Origin of the sequence: Streptomyces venezuelae, from assembly GCF_008642315.1 — a bacterium.
In the GTDB taxonomy this organism is placed as follows: Bacteria; Actinomycetota; Actinomycetes; order Streptomycetales; family Streptomycetaceae; genus Streptomyces; species Streptomyces venezuelae_D.
The window spans coordinates 3,394,549-3,410,702 of record NZ_CP029192.1; the positions used below are offsets into that span (position 1 = coordinate 3,394,549).

16 protein-coding genes are annotated in these 16,154 nt (G+C 71.7%); 10 read left to right on the plus strand and 6 right to left on the minus strand.

The genetic code is table 11. The annotated features are described in order from the left end of the window. Window positions 1-219: 219 nt before the first annotated feature. The 4 genes from trhA to DEJ48_RS14290 all read left to right on the plus strand — a co-directional run bounded on the left by trhA (window position 220) and on the right by DEJ48_RS14290 (window position 4,049). Window positions 220-936 (plus strand): PAQR family membrane homeostasis protein TrhA, encoded by a 717-nt coding sequence (gene trhA, locus DEJ48_RS14275; protein ID WP_150216481.1) that lies wholly within the window; start codon window positions 220-222, stop codon window positions 934-936. Window positions 937-1,059: 123 nt separating this feature from the next. Then, entirely contained in the window at window positions 1,060-2,577 is a 1,518-nt protein-coding gene (locus DEJ48_RS14280) for an MFS transporter (protein WP_150216482.1), read from the plus strand. A gap of 4 nt (window positions 2,578-2,581) precedes the next feature. Then, window positions 2,582-3,226 (plus strand): TetR/AcrR family transcriptional regulator, encoded by a 645-nt coding sequence (locus DEJ48_RS14285; RefSeq protein WP_150216483.1) that lies wholly within the window; start codon window positions 2,582-2,584, stop codon window positions 3,224-3,226. A 58-nt stretch (window positions 3,227-3,284) separates the two neighbouring features. Next, on the plus strand, window positions 3,285-4,049 hold the full coding sequence (locus DEJ48_RS14290; protein WP_150221174.1) for a Mut7-C RNAse domain-containing protein: 765 nt from the start codon (window positions 3,285-3,287) through the stop codon (window positions 4,047-4,049). Here DEJ48_RS14290 and DEJ48_RS14295 read toward each other — a convergent pair. Both DEJ48_RS14295 and DEJ48_RS14300 read right to left on the minus strand, forming a co-directional pair. Continuing rightward, window positions 4,021-4,338 carry a hypothetical protein gene (locus DEJ48_RS14295; protein ID WP_150216484.1) on the minus strand — a complete coding sequence of 106 codons (318 nt, stop codon included), beginning with the start codon at window positions 4,336-4,338 and terminating at the stop codon, window positions 4,021-4,023. The genes DEJ48_RS14290 and DEJ48_RS14295 overlap by 29 nt on opposite strands. A gap of 21 nt (window positions 4,339-4,359) precedes the next feature. Beyond that, complete coding sequence (locus DEJ48_RS14300) at window positions 4,360-6,381, minus strand: thioredoxin domain-containing protein (protein ID WP_190537397.1); 2,022 nt, start codon at window positions 6,379-6,381, stop codon at window positions 4,360-4,362. A 114-nt stretch (window positions 6,382-6,495) separates the two neighbouring features. Between DEJ48_RS14300 and DEJ48_RS14305 the strand changes: the two genes are divergently transcribed. The 3 genes from DEJ48_RS14305 to DEJ48_RS39720 all read left to right on the plus strand — a co-directional run bounded on the left by DEJ48_RS14305 (window position 6,496) and on the right by DEJ48_RS39720 (window position 10,490). After that, on the plus strand, window positions 6,496-9,747 hold the full coding sequence (locus DEJ48_RS14305) for a tetratricopeptide repeat protein (RefSeq protein ID WP_150216486.1): 3,252 nt from the start codon (window positions 6,496-6,498) through the stop codon (window positions 9,745-9,747). A gap of 145 nt (window positions 9,748-9,892) precedes the next feature. Continuing rightward, on the plus strand, window positions 9,893-10,138 hold the full coding sequence (locus tag DEJ48_RS14310) for a chaplin (RefSeq protein ID WP_150216487.1): 246 nt from the start codon (window positions 9,893-9,895) through the stop codon (window positions 10,136-10,138). Window positions 10,139-10,301: 163 nt separating this feature from the next. Then, a complete protein-coding gene (locus tag DEJ48_RS39720) occupies window positions 10,302-10,490 on the plus strand; it encodes a chaplin (RefSeq protein ID WP_190537399.1) in 189 nt (62 codons plus the stop codon). An 81-nt stretch (window positions 10,491-10,571) separates the two neighbouring features. Here DEJ48_RS39720 and DEJ48_RS14320 read toward each other — a convergent pair whose 3' ends face one another. Both DEJ48_RS14320 and mca read right to left on the minus strand, forming a co-directional pair. After that, window positions 10,572-10,796 carry a hypothetical protein gene (locus tag DEJ48_RS14320; RefSeq protein WP_150221175.1) on the minus strand — a complete coding sequence of 75 codons (225 nt, stop codon included), beginning with the start codon at window positions 10,794-10,796 and terminating at the stop codon, window positions 10,572-10,574. Window positions 10,797-10,815: 19 nt separating this feature from the next. Beyond that, a complete protein-coding gene (mca, locus tag DEJ48_RS14325) occupies window positions 10,816-11,697 on the minus strand; it encodes a mycothiol conjugate amidase Mca (protein WP_150216488.1) in 882 nt (293 codons plus the stop codon). Window positions 11,698-11,813: 116 nt separating this feature from the next. On the opposite strand from mca, the gene DEJ48_RS14330 reads away from it, so the two are divergent. Further along, entirely contained in the window at window positions 11,814-12,257 is a 444-nt protein-coding gene (locus DEJ48_RS14330) for a DUF4307 domain-containing protein (protein WP_150216489.1), read from the plus strand. Between the two features lie 177 nt (window positions 12,258-12,434). After that, a complete protein-coding gene (greA, locus tag DEJ48_RS14335; protein ID WP_150216490.1) occupies window positions 12,435-12,935 on the plus strand; it encodes a transcription elongation factor GreA in 501 nt (166 codons plus the stop codon). 55 nt (window positions 12,936-12,990) lie between these two features. Here greA and msrA read toward each other — a convergent pair whose 3' ends face one another. Together msrA and DEJ48_RS14345 are read right to left on the minus strand one after the other, a co-directional pair. Further along, complete coding sequence (gene msrA, locus DEJ48_RS14340) at window positions 12,991-13,701, minus strand: peptide-methionine (S)-S-oxide reductase MsrA (RefSeq protein WP_150216491.1); 711 nt, start codon at window positions 13,699-13,701, stop codon at window positions 12,991-12,993. A gap of 66 nt (window positions 13,702-13,767) precedes the next feature. Next, window positions 13,768-14,886, minus strand: a complete 1,119-nt coding sequence (locus tag DEJ48_RS14345; protein ID WP_150216492.1) for a hypothetical protein — start codon at window positions 14,884-14,886, stop codon at window positions 13,768-13,770. A gap of 101 nt (window positions 14,887-14,987) precedes the next feature. On the opposite strand from DEJ48_RS14345, the gene DEJ48_RS14350 reads away from it, so the two are divergent. After that, window positions 14,988-16,142 (plus strand): cystathionine gamma-synthase, encoded by a 1,155-nt coding sequence (locus DEJ48_RS14350; RefSeq protein WP_150216493.1) that lies wholly within the window; start codon window positions 14,988-14,990, stop codon window positions 16,140-16,142. Window positions 16,143-16,154 lie beyond the last annotated feature (12 nt).

Here is a 16,154-nt window from a genome sequence, read left to right on the forward strand (position 1 = left end):
GCCCCGTGGGGGCTGCGACCCGGACGCTTCACGTGTACTCACTTTGGCGCTCATCCGGTGCCGACCGCACTCATTTGATCATCCGATGCCTTTGCGCATCTGTCCAGAGGGCTTCACACTTGAGCGGCGTGAGCATCGCCACTTGTACGTATACGGGGGCATGGGCGCCTATCCGTCCGTTTGACGTTGGACTTACGGGGCCGTAGGTACGATGCCGTCATGACCGCCCCTGTCCCCGAAGCGACGCCGCACTCCGCGGACAACCCGTCTCTCGTTCCGGCCCCGGAAGACATGCCGCTGCCGGTGAAGCCGGCGATGCGCGGCTGGCTGCACGCGGGCATGTTCCCCGCCGTAGTCATCGCGGGCCTGGTGCTCACCGCCCTCGCGGACTCCCCCCGCGGCCGGATCGCCTGCGGCATCTTCGCCCTCAGCGCCTGCCTGCTCTTCGGCGTCAGCGCGCTCTACCACCGCGGCAACTGGAGCCCCAGAGCCGACGCGGTGCTGCGCCGCCTCGACCACTCCAACATCTTCCTGATCATCGCGGGCACGTACACCCCGCTCACCCTGCTGCTCCTGCCCGAGGCGAAGGGCCAGTGGCTGCTGTGGGGCATCTGGGGCGCGGCGCTGGCCGGCATCGCCTTCCGCGTCTTCTGGGTCGGCGCCCCGCGCTGGCTCTACACGCCGTGCTACATCGCGATGGGCTGGGCCGCGGTCTTCTTCCTGCCGGACTTCATGCGGACCGGCGGCATCGCCGTCCTGGTCCTCGTCATCGTCGGCGGCGTGCTCTACAGCGTGGGCGGCGTGATCTACGGAATCAAGCGCCCGAACCCCTCCCCCCGGTTCTTCGGCTTCCACGAGGTCTTCCACTCGCTGACGCTCGCGGCCTTCGTCATCCACTACGTCGGCATCTCCCTCGTGGCCTACCAGCACGGCTGACGCCCCCCCCTTTCCACCCGAGTGGCCGCGGTCCGACCGTGGCCACTTTTTTCATGCACGGGGCCCGTCGCCAGGACTGCGAAGCATTGACAGTTACCTTCTTTTGAGAGTTACTCTCATTTCATGGCCACTGTCACGATTGCAGGTGTCGCGCGGCAGGACCCCCGCCGCTGGTGGGCGCTCGGCGCCCTGGTCGCGAGCATGCTCGTGCTCGGCTTCGACATGACGATCCTGAACGTCGCGCTGCCGACGGTGGCCGCGCAACTCGGCGCGAGCACGGGCGAACAGCAGTGGATGGCCGACGCGTACGTCGTCGTCTTCGCCGCGCTGATGCTCCCGGCCGGGCTGCTCGGCGACCGGTTCGGACGGCGCCGGATGCTGATGACCGGCCTGGGGATATTCCTGGCGGGCTCCGTCATCGGCACCCTCGCCGACGACGTCTCCCTCGTCGTCGTGGCGCGCGCCGTCATGGGCGTCGGCGGCGCACTCGTCATGCCGCTCGCACTGGCCGTGCTGCCCGCGCTGTTCGGGCCCGGCGAGCGGACCAAGGCCGTGGGCATCGTCTCCGCCGCCTCCGCGCTCGGCGCCCCGCTCGGACCGATCATCGGCGGCTGGCTGCTCGACCACTTCTGGTGGGGCTCGATCTTCCTGATCAACGTCCCCATGGTCGCGATCGGCCTCACCGCCTGTCTGTTCCTCCTGCCGGAGACCCGCGACCCCTCGCCCCCCAAGGTCGACTCCGTCTCCACGGCCCTGACCGCCGCCGGACTCGGCGCGCTCGTCTACGGCATCATCGAGGCACCCGGACGCGGCTGGAGCGACCCCCTGGTCCTCTCCATGCTCGCCGGCGCCGCCCTGCTGCTCACCGCGCTCGTCCTGCGCGAGCGCCGCATGACGCGCCCGATGCTCGACATGTCGCTGCTGCGCGACCGCGTGTTCTTCCTCAACACGGTGTCGGCGACGCTGGTCATGTTCGTGCTGTCGGGCCTGATGTTCGTGCTGCCGCAGTACCTCCAGACCATCCTCGGCAATGACGCGTTCGGCACCGGCCTGCGCATGCTGCCGATGATGGGCGGGCTGCTTGTCGCCGCGAAAGGGGCGGAGCCCGTCGTGCGCCGGTTCGGGGCGCGGGCGGTGATCAGCGGCGGGCTCGTGGTCCTCGCCTTCGCAGCGATCCTCGGCAGCCGCACCGATGTCGACAGCGGCTACGGCTTCACCGCGCTGTGGCTCTCGGTGGCCGGCCTCGGCTTCGGCTTCGCGATCGTTCCGTCCATGGACTCGGCGCTGGGCGCACTGCCCGTGGAACGGGCGGGATCCGGCTCGGGACTGCTCATGACGGTACGGCAGGTGGGCAGCGCCCTCGGAATCGCGCTGCTCGGCTCGCTCCTCGCGAGCACCTACGCGAGCCGCCTCGACACCGGGGGCCTGCCGGGACCCGCGGCCGACGCGGCCGGTGAATCGGTGGTCGCCGGGCACGGGGTCGCCGAACGGCTGGACGTGCCGGGGCTCGTGGCGTCCGCGGACTCCGCGTACCTCGACGGCATGGGCCTCGTCCTGCTGGTCAGCGGTGTCGCCGCGCTGGTGACGGCGCTGTTCGTGGCGGCACTGCTGCCCGGGCGGCAGGCCGATGACCGACAATGATGTCATGACGGCCGCACGGATCTCCGCCCCGGCGAGCGCGCCCCAGCCGGGCCTGCGCGAGCGCAAGAAGCTCAAGACCCGCCTCACGATCCGGGACGCGACGTACCGGCTGATCCGCGAGCAGGGGTACGAGGCGACGACGGTCGAGCAGATCGCGGAGGCGGCGGAGGTCTCCCCGTCCACCGTCTTCCGCTACTTCCCGACCAAGGAGGACATCGTCCTCACGGATGAGTTCGACCCGCTCCTGGAGACACAGTTGCGCGAGCGGCCCGCCGACGAGCCGATCGTGGAGTCGCTGCGGATCGTTCTGCGCCGGGCCGTGTCCTTCGGCTTCGCGGAGGAGCCGGAGATCTCCAGGCTGCGGACGAAGCTGATGACCGAGGTGCCAGCCGTGCGCTCCCGGATGCTGGAGAGCATGTCGGTCACCGGCGGCATCCTATGCCGGGTCATCGCCGAACGCACCGGCCGCGACCCCGGCGACCTGGAGGTGCGGGCCTTCGCCATGGGCCTGATCGGCGCACTCACCGAGACGGCGGCGTACTGGGCGGAGCGCGACCACGAGGACGACCTGCCCGCGCTGGTCGACCGGACGCTGGACGTGCTGACGGCCGGGTTCGCGGGGCCGGCCGATGTGGGAGGGCGCGCGTGAGGGCCCGGCGGAAAACCCCGCGTGGTCACGGGCCCCGGCATGCCATCCTGACCGCATGATGAACGGCCCGGAGATCCTCCTCGACTTCGCCCCCGAGCTGGGGATCTTCGTCCCGCACGAGCGAAGGGGCGGCCCCACGTCGGCCGTCACGGACGGCGCGTCCACGCTCGAGCACGTCGTCGAGTCGCTCGGCGTTCCGCTCACCGAGGTCGGCGCGCTGGTGGTCGACGGCCGCGAGGTGGCCGCCGGGCACGTTCCCGCGGCGGGCGAGAACGTCACGGTCCGCGCGGTGACCCGCCCCCAGGAGGTGCCGGGCGCCCCGCTCCGCTTCCTCCTCGACGTCCACCTCGGCACGCTGGCGCGCCGCCTGCGCCTCCTGGGCGTCGACGCGGCGTACGAGAGCACGGACATCGGCGACCCGGCCCTCGCCGCGCGTTCGGCGGCCGAGCGGCGCGTCCTGCTGAGCCGCGACCGCGGCCTGCTCCGGCGCCGGGAGCTGTGGGCGGGGGCGTACGTCTACAGCGACCGCCCCGACGACCAACTCCGCGACATCCTCGGCCGCTTCGCCCCCGAACTGCGCCCCTGGACCCGCTGCAGCGCCTGCAACGGCACGCTGCGCGCCGCCACGAAGGACGAGGTGGCGGACCGCCTGGAGGGCGGCACGCGCGGCACGTACGACGTGTTCGCGCAGTGCGGGTCCTGCGACCGCGTGTTCTGGCGGGGCGCCCACCACGACCGCCTCGAAGGCATCGTGGAACGGGCGCTGGAGGAGTTCGGCTCCGCGGACGAGCGCCTCACGGCTCGTACAACGGCAGGAAGTTGATCACGGCCTCCTCATAGGGATGAGCGGCCCGCACCGCGTCGAGCACGGCGCGGGCCTGCTCCTCCCCGCACACGGATTCCACCCGGCACTCCGCACCCCGCTGCACGACGCCCACTTCCCCGTCGTAGGGGTCCGCGCCGGGCAACGGCAGCCAGGTCCCGTTGACGGGCCACCAACTGGCACACCGCGCATAGTCCCCGACCCGCCCCGCACCGGCGGAGTGGAGCGCGTCGATGACCTGCTCCACATGGCTCTCCGGGACGGCTATCTCTATCTTCAGACGCACCATGCCGGGACCCTAACGGGCGGCCTAGGACAGCTGTTCGGCCAGCACCGCCGGATCCGTCGTCGGCGCGCCGCAGACGAAGCCCCGGCAGACGTACGCCGCGGGGACGCCGTCGATCAGCGGGCGGTCGGCGAGCAGCGGAAGCTCGGTGCTGCCCTCCGGGCCCGCGGCGACGACCGCTCCCGGGGCCGTGCCGAGCAGTGCCGTGCGGTGCAGGTCTCCCAGCACGTCGCCGATGACCGCGACCTCGCGCGGCCCGTCGAGCGCCGCCTCCGCGACCGCGAGGCCGTGGCCGATGAAGCGCGGCACGCGGGGGCCGAGCGCCTTCACGATGCCGAGTGCGCGCTCCGCCGCGGTGCGGTGGGGCTCGGCGCCCGTGTGCGCCGCGTAGGAGAGGAGCGCCCCGGCGGCCGCCGTCCAGCCGGAGGGCGCCGCGTTGTCGGTGGGGTCCTGCGGGCGGCGGATGAGCTGCTCCGCGTCGGCCGCCGTGTCGTACAGCGCGCCGGTCTGCGCGTCCACGAACTGCGCGAGGACGTGGTCGAGGAGGAACCCGGCGAACTCCAGCCACACGCCCTCGCCGGTGACCGCGGCCAGCGCGAGGAAGCCCTCCGACACGTCGGCGTAGTCCTCCAGGACGCCCGCGTTGGTGCCCGCCCTGCCGTCCTTGGAGGTGCGGGCCAGGCGGGCGCGCGGGTCCATGTGGAGGCGTACGAGGAGGTCGCCCGCGCCCACCGCGGCCGCGATCAGGTCCGGCCGGTCGAAGTACGCGCCGACCTCGGCGAGCGCGGCGACGGCGAGGCCGTTCCACGCGGCGACCACCTTGTCGTCGCGGCCGGGGGCGGGCCGCTCGGCACGCGCTGCGAGCAGCCGCTCCCGGATCGAAGCGAGCCGTGAGGCGTCCGCCACCGGCCCCTCCGGGCGCGGCAGTTGCAACACGGAAGCGCCCTTCTCGAAGGTGCCCTCCTCCGTCACGCCGAAGCAGTCCATGGCCAGCGCCGCGTCGTCCTCGCCCAGCACGTCACGCAACTGCTGAGGCGTCCACACGTAATACGCACCCTCGACGTGCTCACCCGTCGCCAAATCCTCGCTGTCCGCGTCGAGCGCGGAGGCGAACCCGCCCTCGTTCGTGCGGAGTTCGCGGACCACGAAGTCCGCCGTCTCCAAGGCGACACGGCGCGCGAGCTCGGATCCGGTGGCCCGCCACAAATGCGCGTACGCACGGCACAGCAGCGCGTTGTCGTACAGCATCTTCTCGAAGTGCGGCACGACCCACTCGCGGTCCACGGAGTACCGCGCGAAGCCGCCGCCGAGCTGGTCGTAGATGCCGCCGCGCGCCATCCGCTCACACGTGTCGGCCGCCATCTGCAGCGCGCCCTCGGCGCCCACGCGCGCGTAGTGCCGCAGCAGGAACTCGATCGCCATGGACGGCGGGAACTTCGGGGCGCCGCCGAAACCGCCGTGCGTCGCGTCGTAGTCCCGGGTCAGGCCGAGCAGCGCCTGCGCGAGCTCGTCCTCGCCGGGCTTCTCGTCGGTGTTGTGGGTGAGCTGCCGCTCCCCCAGCTCCCGCACGATCTTCGCCGCCACCTCGTCGACCTCGCCGCGCCGGTCCGTCCACGCCCGGTGGACCCCGTCGAGGACCTGCGGGAAGGAGGGCATGCCGTGCCGCGGCTCCGGCGGGAAGTACGTACCGAAGTAGAACGGCTCGGCGTCCGGGGTCAGGAAGACGGTCATGGGCCAGCCGCCCTGCCCCGTCGCGGCCTGCACGGCCTCCATGTAGACGGCGTCGACGTCGGGCCGCTCCTCACGGTCGACCTTGATGTTCACGAAGTCCCGGTTCATGAGCGCGGCCGTCGCCTCGTCCTCGAAGGACTCGTGCGCCATGACGTGGCACCAGTGGCAGCTGCTGTATCCGACGCTCAGCAGCACCGGCACACCCCGCTCACGCGCCTGATCGAAGGCCTCGGCCGACCAGGGCCACCAGTCGACGGGGTTGTCGGCGTGCTGCAGAAGGTAGGGGGACGTCTCTTGGGCCAGTCGGTTCGGCATACCCCCCATCCTCGCGCACACCGGGCCCTGATCCGCGGACGCCCTCGCTTCCGCGCCCCGTACGCAGGACACTTGTGGCCGCAGGGAACTGTTGCTCTCGGAGGGGGAACCCATATGCGGGACAGCCATCGGGCCGAGGCCGAGCGGCTGTTGGCACGGGCCGTGGAGGAGGAGGTCCGCCGTTCGGGCGGGCGCGTCGACGGGGGCGTGCTGCTGTCGCGGGCGCGCGGCGCGCTGGACGCCATGGCGCAGACGGCGGCGGAGGAGTACGGCGCGTACACCGGTGCGCTCGACGAGGCGGACGCGGGACGGCTCACCTTCGGGCAGCGGTACGCGAAGGAGGGGGCGGGAACTCCGCTGCTCGTCGCGGTGGTTGCGGCGCTCGCGGCAGGCGTGTCCGACCTGTCGTTCGGGACCAGCGTCGGCACCGCCCTCGGCACCGGCGCGGTCGTCGCCGTGGCGGGCGCGGCGGCCACCGTCCTGAAGGTGACGGCCTCCCACGTCCCCGCGGCCAGCCGCCGCGCGGGCGAGCTCAGCAGGCCGGGCGGGCCCGAGCAGCTGCGGCTGCAGTGGCTGACGGCGCTGGAGGTGCGCGGCATCCGGCCCTTCCTCGACCAGCAGCGCGTCCTCGCCGCGTCGACCGGCGCGCACGCGGCGAAGAAGCCGGCGCCCCAGCTGCGCGGCACGGACAAGAGCGCGGCGGCGCGCAGGCGCAGCGTCCTGCAGCAGTCCTTCGGCCAACTCACGGAGACGGCGGCGCCCTTCGTGGGGCGCAGGACCGAGCTGGGGCGGATCGCGCAGTGGGTGCACGCGGCGCGCGCCAGCACCGACACCCGGCCCACCGTCGTCGTGCTGCACGGCGTGCCGGGCTCGGGGCGGACCTCGCTCGCGGTGCGCGCGGCGCACGACCTGCGGGACCAGTTCCGCGGCGCGTGCGTCGTGGACCTGCGCGGCGACACCCCGCAGGAGTCCCCGATGTCCACCCGCGACGCGCTGCTGCACCTGCTGAATCGATTGGGCGCCCCGCGCGAGCAGCTCCTCTTCCGCGAGCGCGCCTCGCAGGAGCAGCAGCTCAAGCGGCTCAGCGAGCTCTACCACCAGTATCTGACCGGTCTCGCGGTGACGATCGTGCTCGACGACGCCAGTGATGTCGAGCAGATCCGCACGCTCGTCCCCGAGCGCTCCGACAGCCTCGTCCTCGTCACCTCCAGGGAGCCCCTGGAGCTCCCCGGCGACCTGCCCGCGTGGGTGCACTCGCTGCCGGTCGAGGCGCTGGACGAGGCGGGCGCCGAGGAGCTGCTCCGCGAGTCCGCGGAGGATCTCTCCGGGCCCTACGACGCCGAATCGGGCGACGCGATCAGGGAGTTGTGCGGCGGGCTGCCGCTCGCGCTGCGTGCCGCGGGCTCCTCGCTCGGGCCGCGGACGCCGAGCCGCCTTGTATCGGATCTGGAGGCGTACGGCCCGGCAGAGAAGGTCGGCCCCGTCGAGCGCGTTCTGTGGTTGCGCTACGCCGACCAGTCGGAGCAGGCCAGGCGGCTGCTGCGCCGTCTGGCACTCGCCGGGCGGGCCTCATTGGGTGCGGCCGCCGCGGCGGCGCTGCTCGGCACGGACGAGCAGGAGGCGGCCAGCCGGCTGACGGCCCTGGCCCACGCCGGGCTCGTCGAGGTCCCCCGCCCCCGCGACCGCGAAGGCACCGACGCCCCGCCCGGCGCCCGCTACCGCCTGCACGACGTCGTCCGTTCCTTCGCCCGCACCCGCCTCCTCGACGAGGAGGAGCCCGCCGAGCGCACGGCCGCCCAGGAACGCCTGATCGCCAGCTACGGCGAGCTCGCCGACACCGTGATCCGCCTGGTCGACGGCAAGACGTCGACGCGCGCGGACCAGTTCGGGCAGCACGGGTTCGCCTCCCTGGACGCGGCACTGCGCTGGCTCGACGACGAGTCGACCTTCATCACTGCGGCGCTGCGGCACGCGGAGGGCGTCGACCAGACGGCCGTGCTCAACCTGCTCGGCGCCCTGTGCGACTACTGCCTGCTGCGCGGCGACCTCTACCGCCTCGGCGAGATCAACGAGCTCACCCAGGCCATCGACCAGGGCCTCCTCGGCCGCAGCGTCCAGTGGCGCACCGGCATCGCCGCCCGCCAGCTGGGCGAGCTCGACCAGTCGCGTACGACGCTGAACTCCGTCGTCGACCTGTACTTCGAGGCCCACCAGGACGCCGCAGCCGCCCGCGCGCTCGGCTCCCTCGGCATCACCCTCCACCACCAGGGCAACCTGACCGAGGCCGCGGCACGGCTCACGGAGGCGCTCGAACTGCAGGCCGCCGACGAGCTGGCGGGCGACCGCGCCTGGACGCTGCACGCGCTCGCGGCGGTCGAACGGGACCGCGCCCATCTCGCGCACGCCCTCGACATGCTGGAGACGGCGCTCGCCCTGCACCGCCGGAGCGGCTCGGTGCACGGCGAGGCCTGGACGCACTTCCAGCTCGGCCAGCTCTGCCTGCGCATGGGCGACGTACCGCGCGCGGAGGGCGAGCTGCGCGACGCCCTCGACCTGTACGGCCGCACCCGCGACCCGCGCGGCGAGGCCTGGGCCATGACCCAGCTGGCGCGCGCCCGCCTCGTCGACGGCGACCCCTCACCGGCGGTCGACGGGCTGCGCCAGGCGGTGTCCCGGCACCGCGACAACGACGACGCGCGCGGCGAGGCGTGGTCCCTGTACTACCTGGGCCAGGCCCTGGAGGAGGCGGGCAGCCTCGACCAGGCCGTCCGCGACCTGGAGCGGGCCCGCACGATGTTCTCCCGGATGCGGGACGTGTACGGCCTGGCGTGCGCCCGGCACCACTCGGCGCGCGCCACCCGCGACCAGCGCGCCGCGCAGACGGGTTCGCTGCGCAACTCCGGCTTCGCGCGGCAGCTCCTGGTGGACGCCCGCGCCGACTTCCAGCGCATCGGCGTCGCGCACGGCGAGGCGTGGACGTGCCTGGAGCTGGTGGTCGTGGACGCGGGCAACAACCGCAGCCAGCAGGCGCTCGCCCTGTGCGACGAGGCCATCGAGCTCTTCGCCTCGTACGGCGACCGGCGCGGCGGCGACTGGGCGCGCTTCCTGCGCTGCACCCTGCTGCCGTACGCCTCGCCGGGCGGCTGGGAGATCGGCACGGCGGTGGCCCAGGAGGAGCTGATCCAGTTGTCCCGCGAGGACCATCCGACGCGCGACGGCAAGCTCACCGAGTGCGTGCAGGCGTACGCCCTGCTCCTGGAGCGCGGCGCGGATCTGGAGACGGGCTGGCAGGCGTGGCGTCTGGGGATGGTGCCGAGCCGGCATGCGCGGGAGGTCATGGGGGTGGACGTACCGGAGCGGCGCTGAACCGCCGCTGCCGACCCGGGGGGGTGGGCTCTGCTTTCCCCCAAACGAGGTGTTGTCACCACCGACGGGCTACGGCCGTGAGCGCGCGCGGCCGTCCCGGGTGACGCTCGCATGGACCGGCTTCTCCTTCAGCGAAGAGGTATCCATGCGTACGCGCAGCATCGTCACCGCAGCCGCTCTCACGTTCGTCACCGTGCTCGGTGGCGCCGGCGCCGCGATCGCCGACCCCGGCCCCGACGCCGTGGGCACGACGGGCAACTCGCCCGGCGTCCTCAGCGGCAACAACGTCCAGGTCCCCGTCGACCTGGGCCTCAACGTCTGCGGCAACAGCATCGACGTGATCGGCCTGCTGAACCCGGCCATGGGCAACCAGTGCAAGACCGACGGCTGACGGCCCCCGCGGCCTGACACCCCCTATGCGCCCCCCGGACGCGCTCCGCGTATCGGACGCACGAGCCATGCGGACGGGTGGGCTTCCCGGGAAGGCCGTGTGCGGCCGGAACCGGCCGGATAAGCCTTCCTGCGATCTTCACACCCACAAGAAAGGACGCTTCATGCGTATCCGTACTGCTGTAGCCACCACCGTCCTGGCCGCCGTCACCGTTCTCGGTGGCGCGGGCATCGCCTCCGCCGACGGCCACGACGGGAACGACGGCACGGGCGTCGGCGTCGAGCGCGACGACATCAACTCGGTCCACCACGAGGTCAACGTCGCCGCCTTTGGTGACATGGTCCTGGACTGACCGGAACCACCACAGCAGCACCAGCACAGAACTCAGTCCCCTCTCGCCTGCGGGCGGGAGGGGTCCGGGTTGTCCTGGGGGCTACTTACCGCCGGCCGACGCCTGCTCCGACTTCGCGGACGTCCCGGACTCCGCCTCCGCGTCGCTCTCCGGGTCCTTGAAGTCGACCTTGCGCATGTGCTTGTTCATCGACTTCATGAGCCCCCAGACGGCCAGCGCCATCACCGCGAAGACGATGAAGCCGAGCACGCCGGGCGTCACCTTGTCGTCGTCGACCTCCTTGGCAAGAGGGACGAGATGCGTCATTGCCAGATGTACGTTCACGCTAGGCATTGTCGCGGATGCCCGCAAAGAGGTCGTCCTCGGGGAGGGAAGTATCCACGAGCGACTTCGCGAGCTCGTACTCCTCCGTGGGCCAGACCTCCTTCTGGATCTCCATCGGCACCCGGAACCAGCCGCCGTCGGGGTCGATCTGCGTGGCGTGCGCGATCAGCGCCCTGTCACGGGTCTCGAAGTAGTCGGCGCACGGGACGTGCGTGGTCAGCGTGCGCTCGACCCGCTCGAACTCGTCCCAGCGCTTGAGCCAGTCCCCGTAGGGCGACTCCAGGCCCGCGTCGAGCATCGCGTGGTGCAGCGCCTCGGTGCGCGGGCGGTTGAAGCCCTGGTTGTAGTAGAGCTTCTGCGGCTGGAAGACCGGGCCGAACTCGCTCTCGGGGTACTTCTCGGGGTCCGCCGCGCCGTCGAACGCCACCATCGTGATCTTGTGGGTCATGATGTGGTCGGGGTGCGGGTACCCGCCGTTCTCGTCGTAGGTCGTGATGACCTGCGGACGGAAGGAACGGATCTGCCGGACCAGCTCGCCGGCCGCCTTGTCCACGTCCTCCAGGGCGAAGCAGCCCTCAGGCAGCGGCGGCAGCGGGTCGCCCTCGGGCAGGCCGGAGTCGACGAAGCCGAGCCAGTCCTGCTTGACGCCGAGGATCTCGCGGGCCTTGTCCATCTCCTTCCTGCGCACCTCGTGGATGTTCGCCTGGATGTAGGCGTCACCCTGGAGCTTCGGGTTGAGGATGTCGCCGCGCTCCCCGCCCGTGCAGGTCACGACATGCACGTCCACCCCTTCGGCCACGTACTTGGCCATGGTGGCCGCGCCCTTGCTCGACTCGTCGTCGGGGTGGGCGTGTACGGCCATCAGTCGCAGCTGCTCAGTCAAGACTTCGATCCTCAAGGTATTGGGCGCCCTCGTGATTCCGGCGCATCAGGCGGCTTCTATAGTGACGGAACCGGGGGGCGGAAAATTCCGGCATCCCCTGTTCCTGGAGGACGATCATGGCGGCGGCGGGCTCGAAGCTCCCTGAGGGACCACCCGAGGGGCTTCCCGGCGGGCTTCCCGAAGGGCGGTACGGCCGCTCGCGCACGGCCGACGAAGCCGCCGACCGCAAGCTGAAGATCGTCGGCTCGGTGCTCGGCGTGGTGCTGCTCGGCGTCGTCGGCTGGTTCGGCTACGACTACGTCAACGGCGCGAAGCTCAGCGGCGAGGTCATCAAGTTCGACGTCGTCTCGGACCACGCGGTCGAGGCCCATCTGGAGGTCCGCAAGGACTCCGACGCGAAGGGCTACTGCACCCTGCGCTCGCAGGCCGAGTCCGGCGACGAGGTGGGCCGCAAGGACTTCCGCTTCGACGACCGCACGGACCGCGTCGACCGCGTCGTCACCCTCCGTACGACGAAGAAGGCCACCAGCGTCGAGCTGCTGGGCTGCCACTCCGACTGACATCCGTCTGACATCGCGCGGCTTTACCGCGCTCACCTGCGTTGACGCAAATCTGACGGCTTATGTCCTCCCCCTTCGGCGCCTGAATTGTTAGGCTCGTGGTTTCGCCCACCCGAGAAGGAACATTCTTCTGGGTAGGGCGATGCTTTGTATTCCCAGTACCTACGAGGAGCACCTGTGACCCAGACCAGCGACAACGTCACCTGGCTGACCCAGGAGGCGTACGACAAGCTCAAGGAAGAGCTTGAGTACCTGTCTGGTCCCGCGCGCACCGAGATCGCGGCGAAGATCGCGGCAGCGCGTGAGGAGGGCGACCTGCGTGAGAACGGCGGGTACCACGCGGCCAAGGAGGAGCAGGGCAAGCAGGAGCTCCGCGTCCGCCAGCTGACCCAGCTCCTGGAGCACGCGCGGGTCGGCGAGGCCCCGGCCGACGACGGCGTGGTGGAGCCCGGCATGGTCGTCACCATCGCCTTCGACGGCGACGAGGACGACACGTTGACGTTCCTGCTCGCCTCCCGTGAGTACGCGAGCGCCGACATCGAGACGTACTCGCCGCAGTCCCCGCTGGGCACGGGCGTGAACGGCAAGCGGGTGGGCGACGACGCGCAGTACGAGCTGCCGAACGGCAAGTTCGCGTCGGTCAAGATCCTCGCGGCCAAGCCGTACGCCGCGGCCTGACCCCGGCTTCTCGGACCTGACAGGGCCCCGGCGCTTACTGCGCCGGGGCCTTTGCCTACTGTCCTGCCGTCCCCGGCGCGGGCGCGATCCCGGTCGGGCAGGCGCGGCCCCAGTTGGTCTCGGACGGTGCGTCGAGCGTCGCGCCCGTCCCGCCGATGCCGCAGTATCCGTCGGGGTTCTTGTCCAGGTACTGCTGGTGGTACGCCTCGGCGGGCCAGAACGTGCGGCCGGCCGCCGGGAGCACCGTCGTCGTGATCGTGCCGTAGTCGGCTGCCGTCAGGACCTGCTGGTACGCCGCCAGGGACGCCTTCGCCGTCTCCTCCTGCTCGGGAGAGTGCGTGTAGATCGCCGAGCGGTACTGCGTACCGACGTCGTTGCCCTGGCGGAAGCCCTGCGTGGGGTTGTGCGACTCCCAGAACAGCTTCAGGAGCTCGGCGTACGTGACCGTGGCCGGGTCGAAGACGACACGGACCGCTTCCGTGTGGCCGGTCAGACCGGAGCACACCTCTTCGTAGGAGGGGTTCTCCGTGAAACCGCCCTGGTAGCCGACGTACGTCGTCCAGACGCCGTCGGTCTGCCAGAACTTGCGCTCCGCGCCCCAGAAGCAGCCGAGCCCGAAGTCCGCCACCTCCAGACCGTCGGGGTAGGGACCGAGGAGCGGGTTGCCGAGGACCGTGTGGCGCGAGGGGACCTCGAATTCCGGGGTCGCCCGGCCCTTGAGGGCCTGCTCGGCGGTGGGGAGCTCGGGCGTGCGGCCGAAGATCATGCGGTCTCTCCTCGTGCGTGACAGGGGTCTACCCCGTCAACGTACGGAGACGACGGCGCATTCCGGTCAGTGCGGGAGCGTCGCCGGGCTGCCGCCGTTCGCCTCGTACCCCGCGACCGCCAGCGCGCGGTACACCGCGTAGTCCGAAGCGGGGTCCTCGGAGAGCGTCCACGGCAGCGCGCCCACGTGGCCGTCCACGTGCACCAGCTGGTTCATCGCCTCCGACCAGCGCTGACAGCGCACCAGGAAGAAGACCAGGAGGTGCCGGACGTGCGCCAGCATCGGGTCGTCCGCGCGCGCGGAGTGCACCGCGAACAGCGCACCCTCGACGGCCTTGGTGACGACCTCGCTCTCGTAGAACCCGCGCACCAGGTTGACCTCGGGCAGGTGCTCGTACACCGCGAAGAGAGGCAGCGCCGCGAGCAGGGAGCCGCGGGGCGCGCGGGCGGCCGCGGCCTCCGCGAAGCCGTACGCCAGGTCCCTGGAGCCGTGCCACTTCTCGCACCAGTAGTGCAGCGCCGCGAGGTGCGCGCCCATGTGGGCGGGCGCGCGGTCCAGGATCTTCAGCCACAGCTGCTCGAACTCCTCGCGGGAGTACGCGAGTCCGCGCGCGATGGAGAGCTCGATGATGTACGGAACGGGGTCGCCGGGAGAGAGCAGCGCCGCCTGCGCGCACGCGTCCTTCGCCTCCTCCAGGATGATCCGGAACTCGTCCGTCCCCTGCTCCGCCGTGCGCCACGCCTGCTGCACGAGGAACTCCGCGTGCACCGCCGCGCCGCCCGCGTCCTTGGGCGTCTCGGCACGCCACACCCGCAGCCACTGCCCGCCCGGGCTGTCGCTGACGCCGCCGGGCCGCCGCTGCAGCTCCAGCGAGGCCGCGCCCGCGAAGGCCTGCACGCGCTGCCAGCGCCGCTCGCCGTGCGTCTCGGTGCCGGCCAGCAGCTGCGAGGCGGCCTTCCACTCCTGCGTGCGCTGCACCAGGTCGAGCACTTCGAGGAGATCCGCGTCCGGCCCCGGCATGCGGATGTCCAGCTCCTCCTGCCGGAGGAAGCCGTAATCAGCCGGGTCCGCGGCGTCCGGCGAACCGGGTGCCACCTGCCGGATTCCGCCGCGCCTGCGCAGCAGTACGGGCCCCAGGACCGCACCGATCATGATCACCGCGAACAGGAACCAGAGAATCTCCATGGGACAAGCGAACCAGACGCGTCGGACAATTGGCCAACCTGCCGGGACGTACCCGGACCGACCCGGCGGAAGGGTCCGTGCGCGCACTACGCTCAGGCCGCATGAGTGACTCGCACAGCACGCAGAGCTTCGAGACCGTGGCCATCCACGCGGGCAACACCGCCGACCCGCTCACCGGCGCCGTCGTCCCGCCCATTTACCAGGTCTCCACCTACAAGCAGGACGGCGTCGGCGGGCTGCGCGGCGGCTACGAGTACAGCCGCAGCGCCAACCCGACCAGGACCGCCCTCGAAGAGAACCTGGCCGCACTGGAGGGCGGCCGCCGTGGACTCGCCTTCGCGTCGGGGCTCGCCGCCGAGGACTGCCTTCTCCGTACGCTGCTCAGCCCCGGTGACCACGTCGTCATCCCCAACGACGCGTACGGCGGCACCTTCCGGCTCTTCGCCAAGGTCGTCTCGCGGTGGGGCGTGGAGTGGTCCGTCGCCGACACCTCCGACCCGGAGGCCGTGCGCGCCGCGCTGACCGACCGCACCAAGGCGATCTGGGTGGAGACCCCCTCCAACCCGCTGCTCGGCATCACCGACATCGCCGCGGTCGCGCAGATCGCCCGCGAGGCCGGCGTGCGGCTCGTCGTCGACAACACCTTCGCGAGCCCCTACCTCCAGCAGCCGCTCGCGCTCGGCGCGGACGTCGTCGTGCACTCCATGACGAAGTACATGGGCGGTCACTCGGACGTCGTCGGCGGCGCGCTGGTCGTCGACGACGCGGAGCTCGGCGAGGAGCTGGCGTACCACCAGAACGCGATGGGCGCCGTCGCCGGGCCCTTCGACGCCTGGCTGGTGCTGCGCGGCATCAAGACGCTCGCGGTGCGCATGGACCGGCACAGCGAGAACGCCACCAAGGTCACCGAGATGCTGACCCGGCACGCGCGCGTGAGCAGCGTTCTCTACCCGGGCCTTCCCGAGCACCCCGGTCACGAGGTCGCCGCCAAGCAGATGCGGTCCTTCGGCGGCATGGTGTCGTTCCGCGTCGAGGGCGGCGAGGCGGCGGCCGTCGAGGTCTGCAACCGGGCCGAGCTGTTCACTCTGGGCGAGTCCCTGGGCGGCGTCGAGTCCCTGATCGAGCACCCGGGCCGGATGACGCACGCCTCCGTGGTGGGCTCCGCCCTGGAGGTCCCCGGCGACCTCGTGCGGCTCTCCGTGGGCATCGAGTCGGCGGACGACCTCGTCGCCGACCTCCAGCAGGCGCTGGGCTAGCCGCCAGGAGCC

Bases quoted from the DNA above. Each gene is read 5' to 3' on its own strand.
- trhA (WP_150216481.1), top strand. From the start codon at position 220: ATGACCGCCCCTGTCCCCGAAGCGACGCCGCACTCCGCGGACAACCCG.
- DEJ48_RS14280 (WP_150216482.1), top strand. From the start codon at position 1,060: ATGGCCACTGTCACGATTGCAGGTGTCGCGCGGCAGGACCCCCGCCGC.
- DEJ48_RS14285 (WP_150216483.1), top strand. From the start codon at position 2,582: ATGACGGCCGCACGGATCTCCGCCCCGGCGAGCGCGCCCCAGCCGGGC.
- DEJ48_RS14290 (WP_150221174.1), top strand. From the start codon at position 3,285: ATGAACGGCCCGGAGATCCTCCTCGACTTCGCCCCCGAGCTGGGGATC.
- DEJ48_RS14295 (WP_150216484.1), bottom strand. From the start codon at position 4,338: ATGGTGCGTCTGAAGATAGAGATAGCCGTCCCGGAGAGCCATGTGGAG.
- DEJ48_RS14300 (WP_190537397.1), bottom strand. From the start codon at position 6,381: ATGCCGAACCGACTGGCCCAAGAGACGTCCCCCTACCTTCTGCAGCAC.
- DEJ48_RS14305 (WP_150216486.1), top strand. From the start codon at position 6,496: ATGCGGGACAGCCATCGGGCCGAGGCCGAGCGGCTGTTGGCACGGGCC.
- DEJ48_RS14310 (WP_150216487.1), top strand. From the start codon at position 9,893: ATGCGTACGCGCAGCATCGTCACCGCAGCCGCTCTCACGTTCGTCACC.
- DEJ48_RS39720 (WP_190537399.1), top strand. From the start codon at position 10,302: ATGCGTATCCGTACTGCTGTAGCCACCACCGTCCTGGCCGCCGTCACC.
- DEJ48_RS14320 (WP_150221175.1), bottom strand. From the start codon at position 10,796: ATGACGCATCTCGTCCCTCTTGCCAAGGAGGTCGACGACGACAAGGTG.
- DEJ48_RS14330 (WP_150216489.1), top strand. From the start codon at position 11,814: ATGGCGGCGGCGGGCTCGAAGCTCCCTGAGGGACCACCCGAGGGGCTT.
- msrA (WP_150216491.1), bottom strand. From the start codon at position 13,701: ATGATCTTCGGCCGCACGCCCGAGCTCCCCACCGCCGAGCAGGCCCTC.
- DEJ48_RS14345 (WP_150216492.1), bottom strand. From the start codon at position 14,886: ATGGAGATTCTCTGGTTCCTGTTCGCGGTGATCATGATCGGTGCGGTC.
- DEJ48_RS14350 (WP_150216493.1), top strand. From the start codon at position 14,988: ATGAGTGACTCGCACAGCACGCAGAGCTTCGAGACCGTGGCCATCCAC.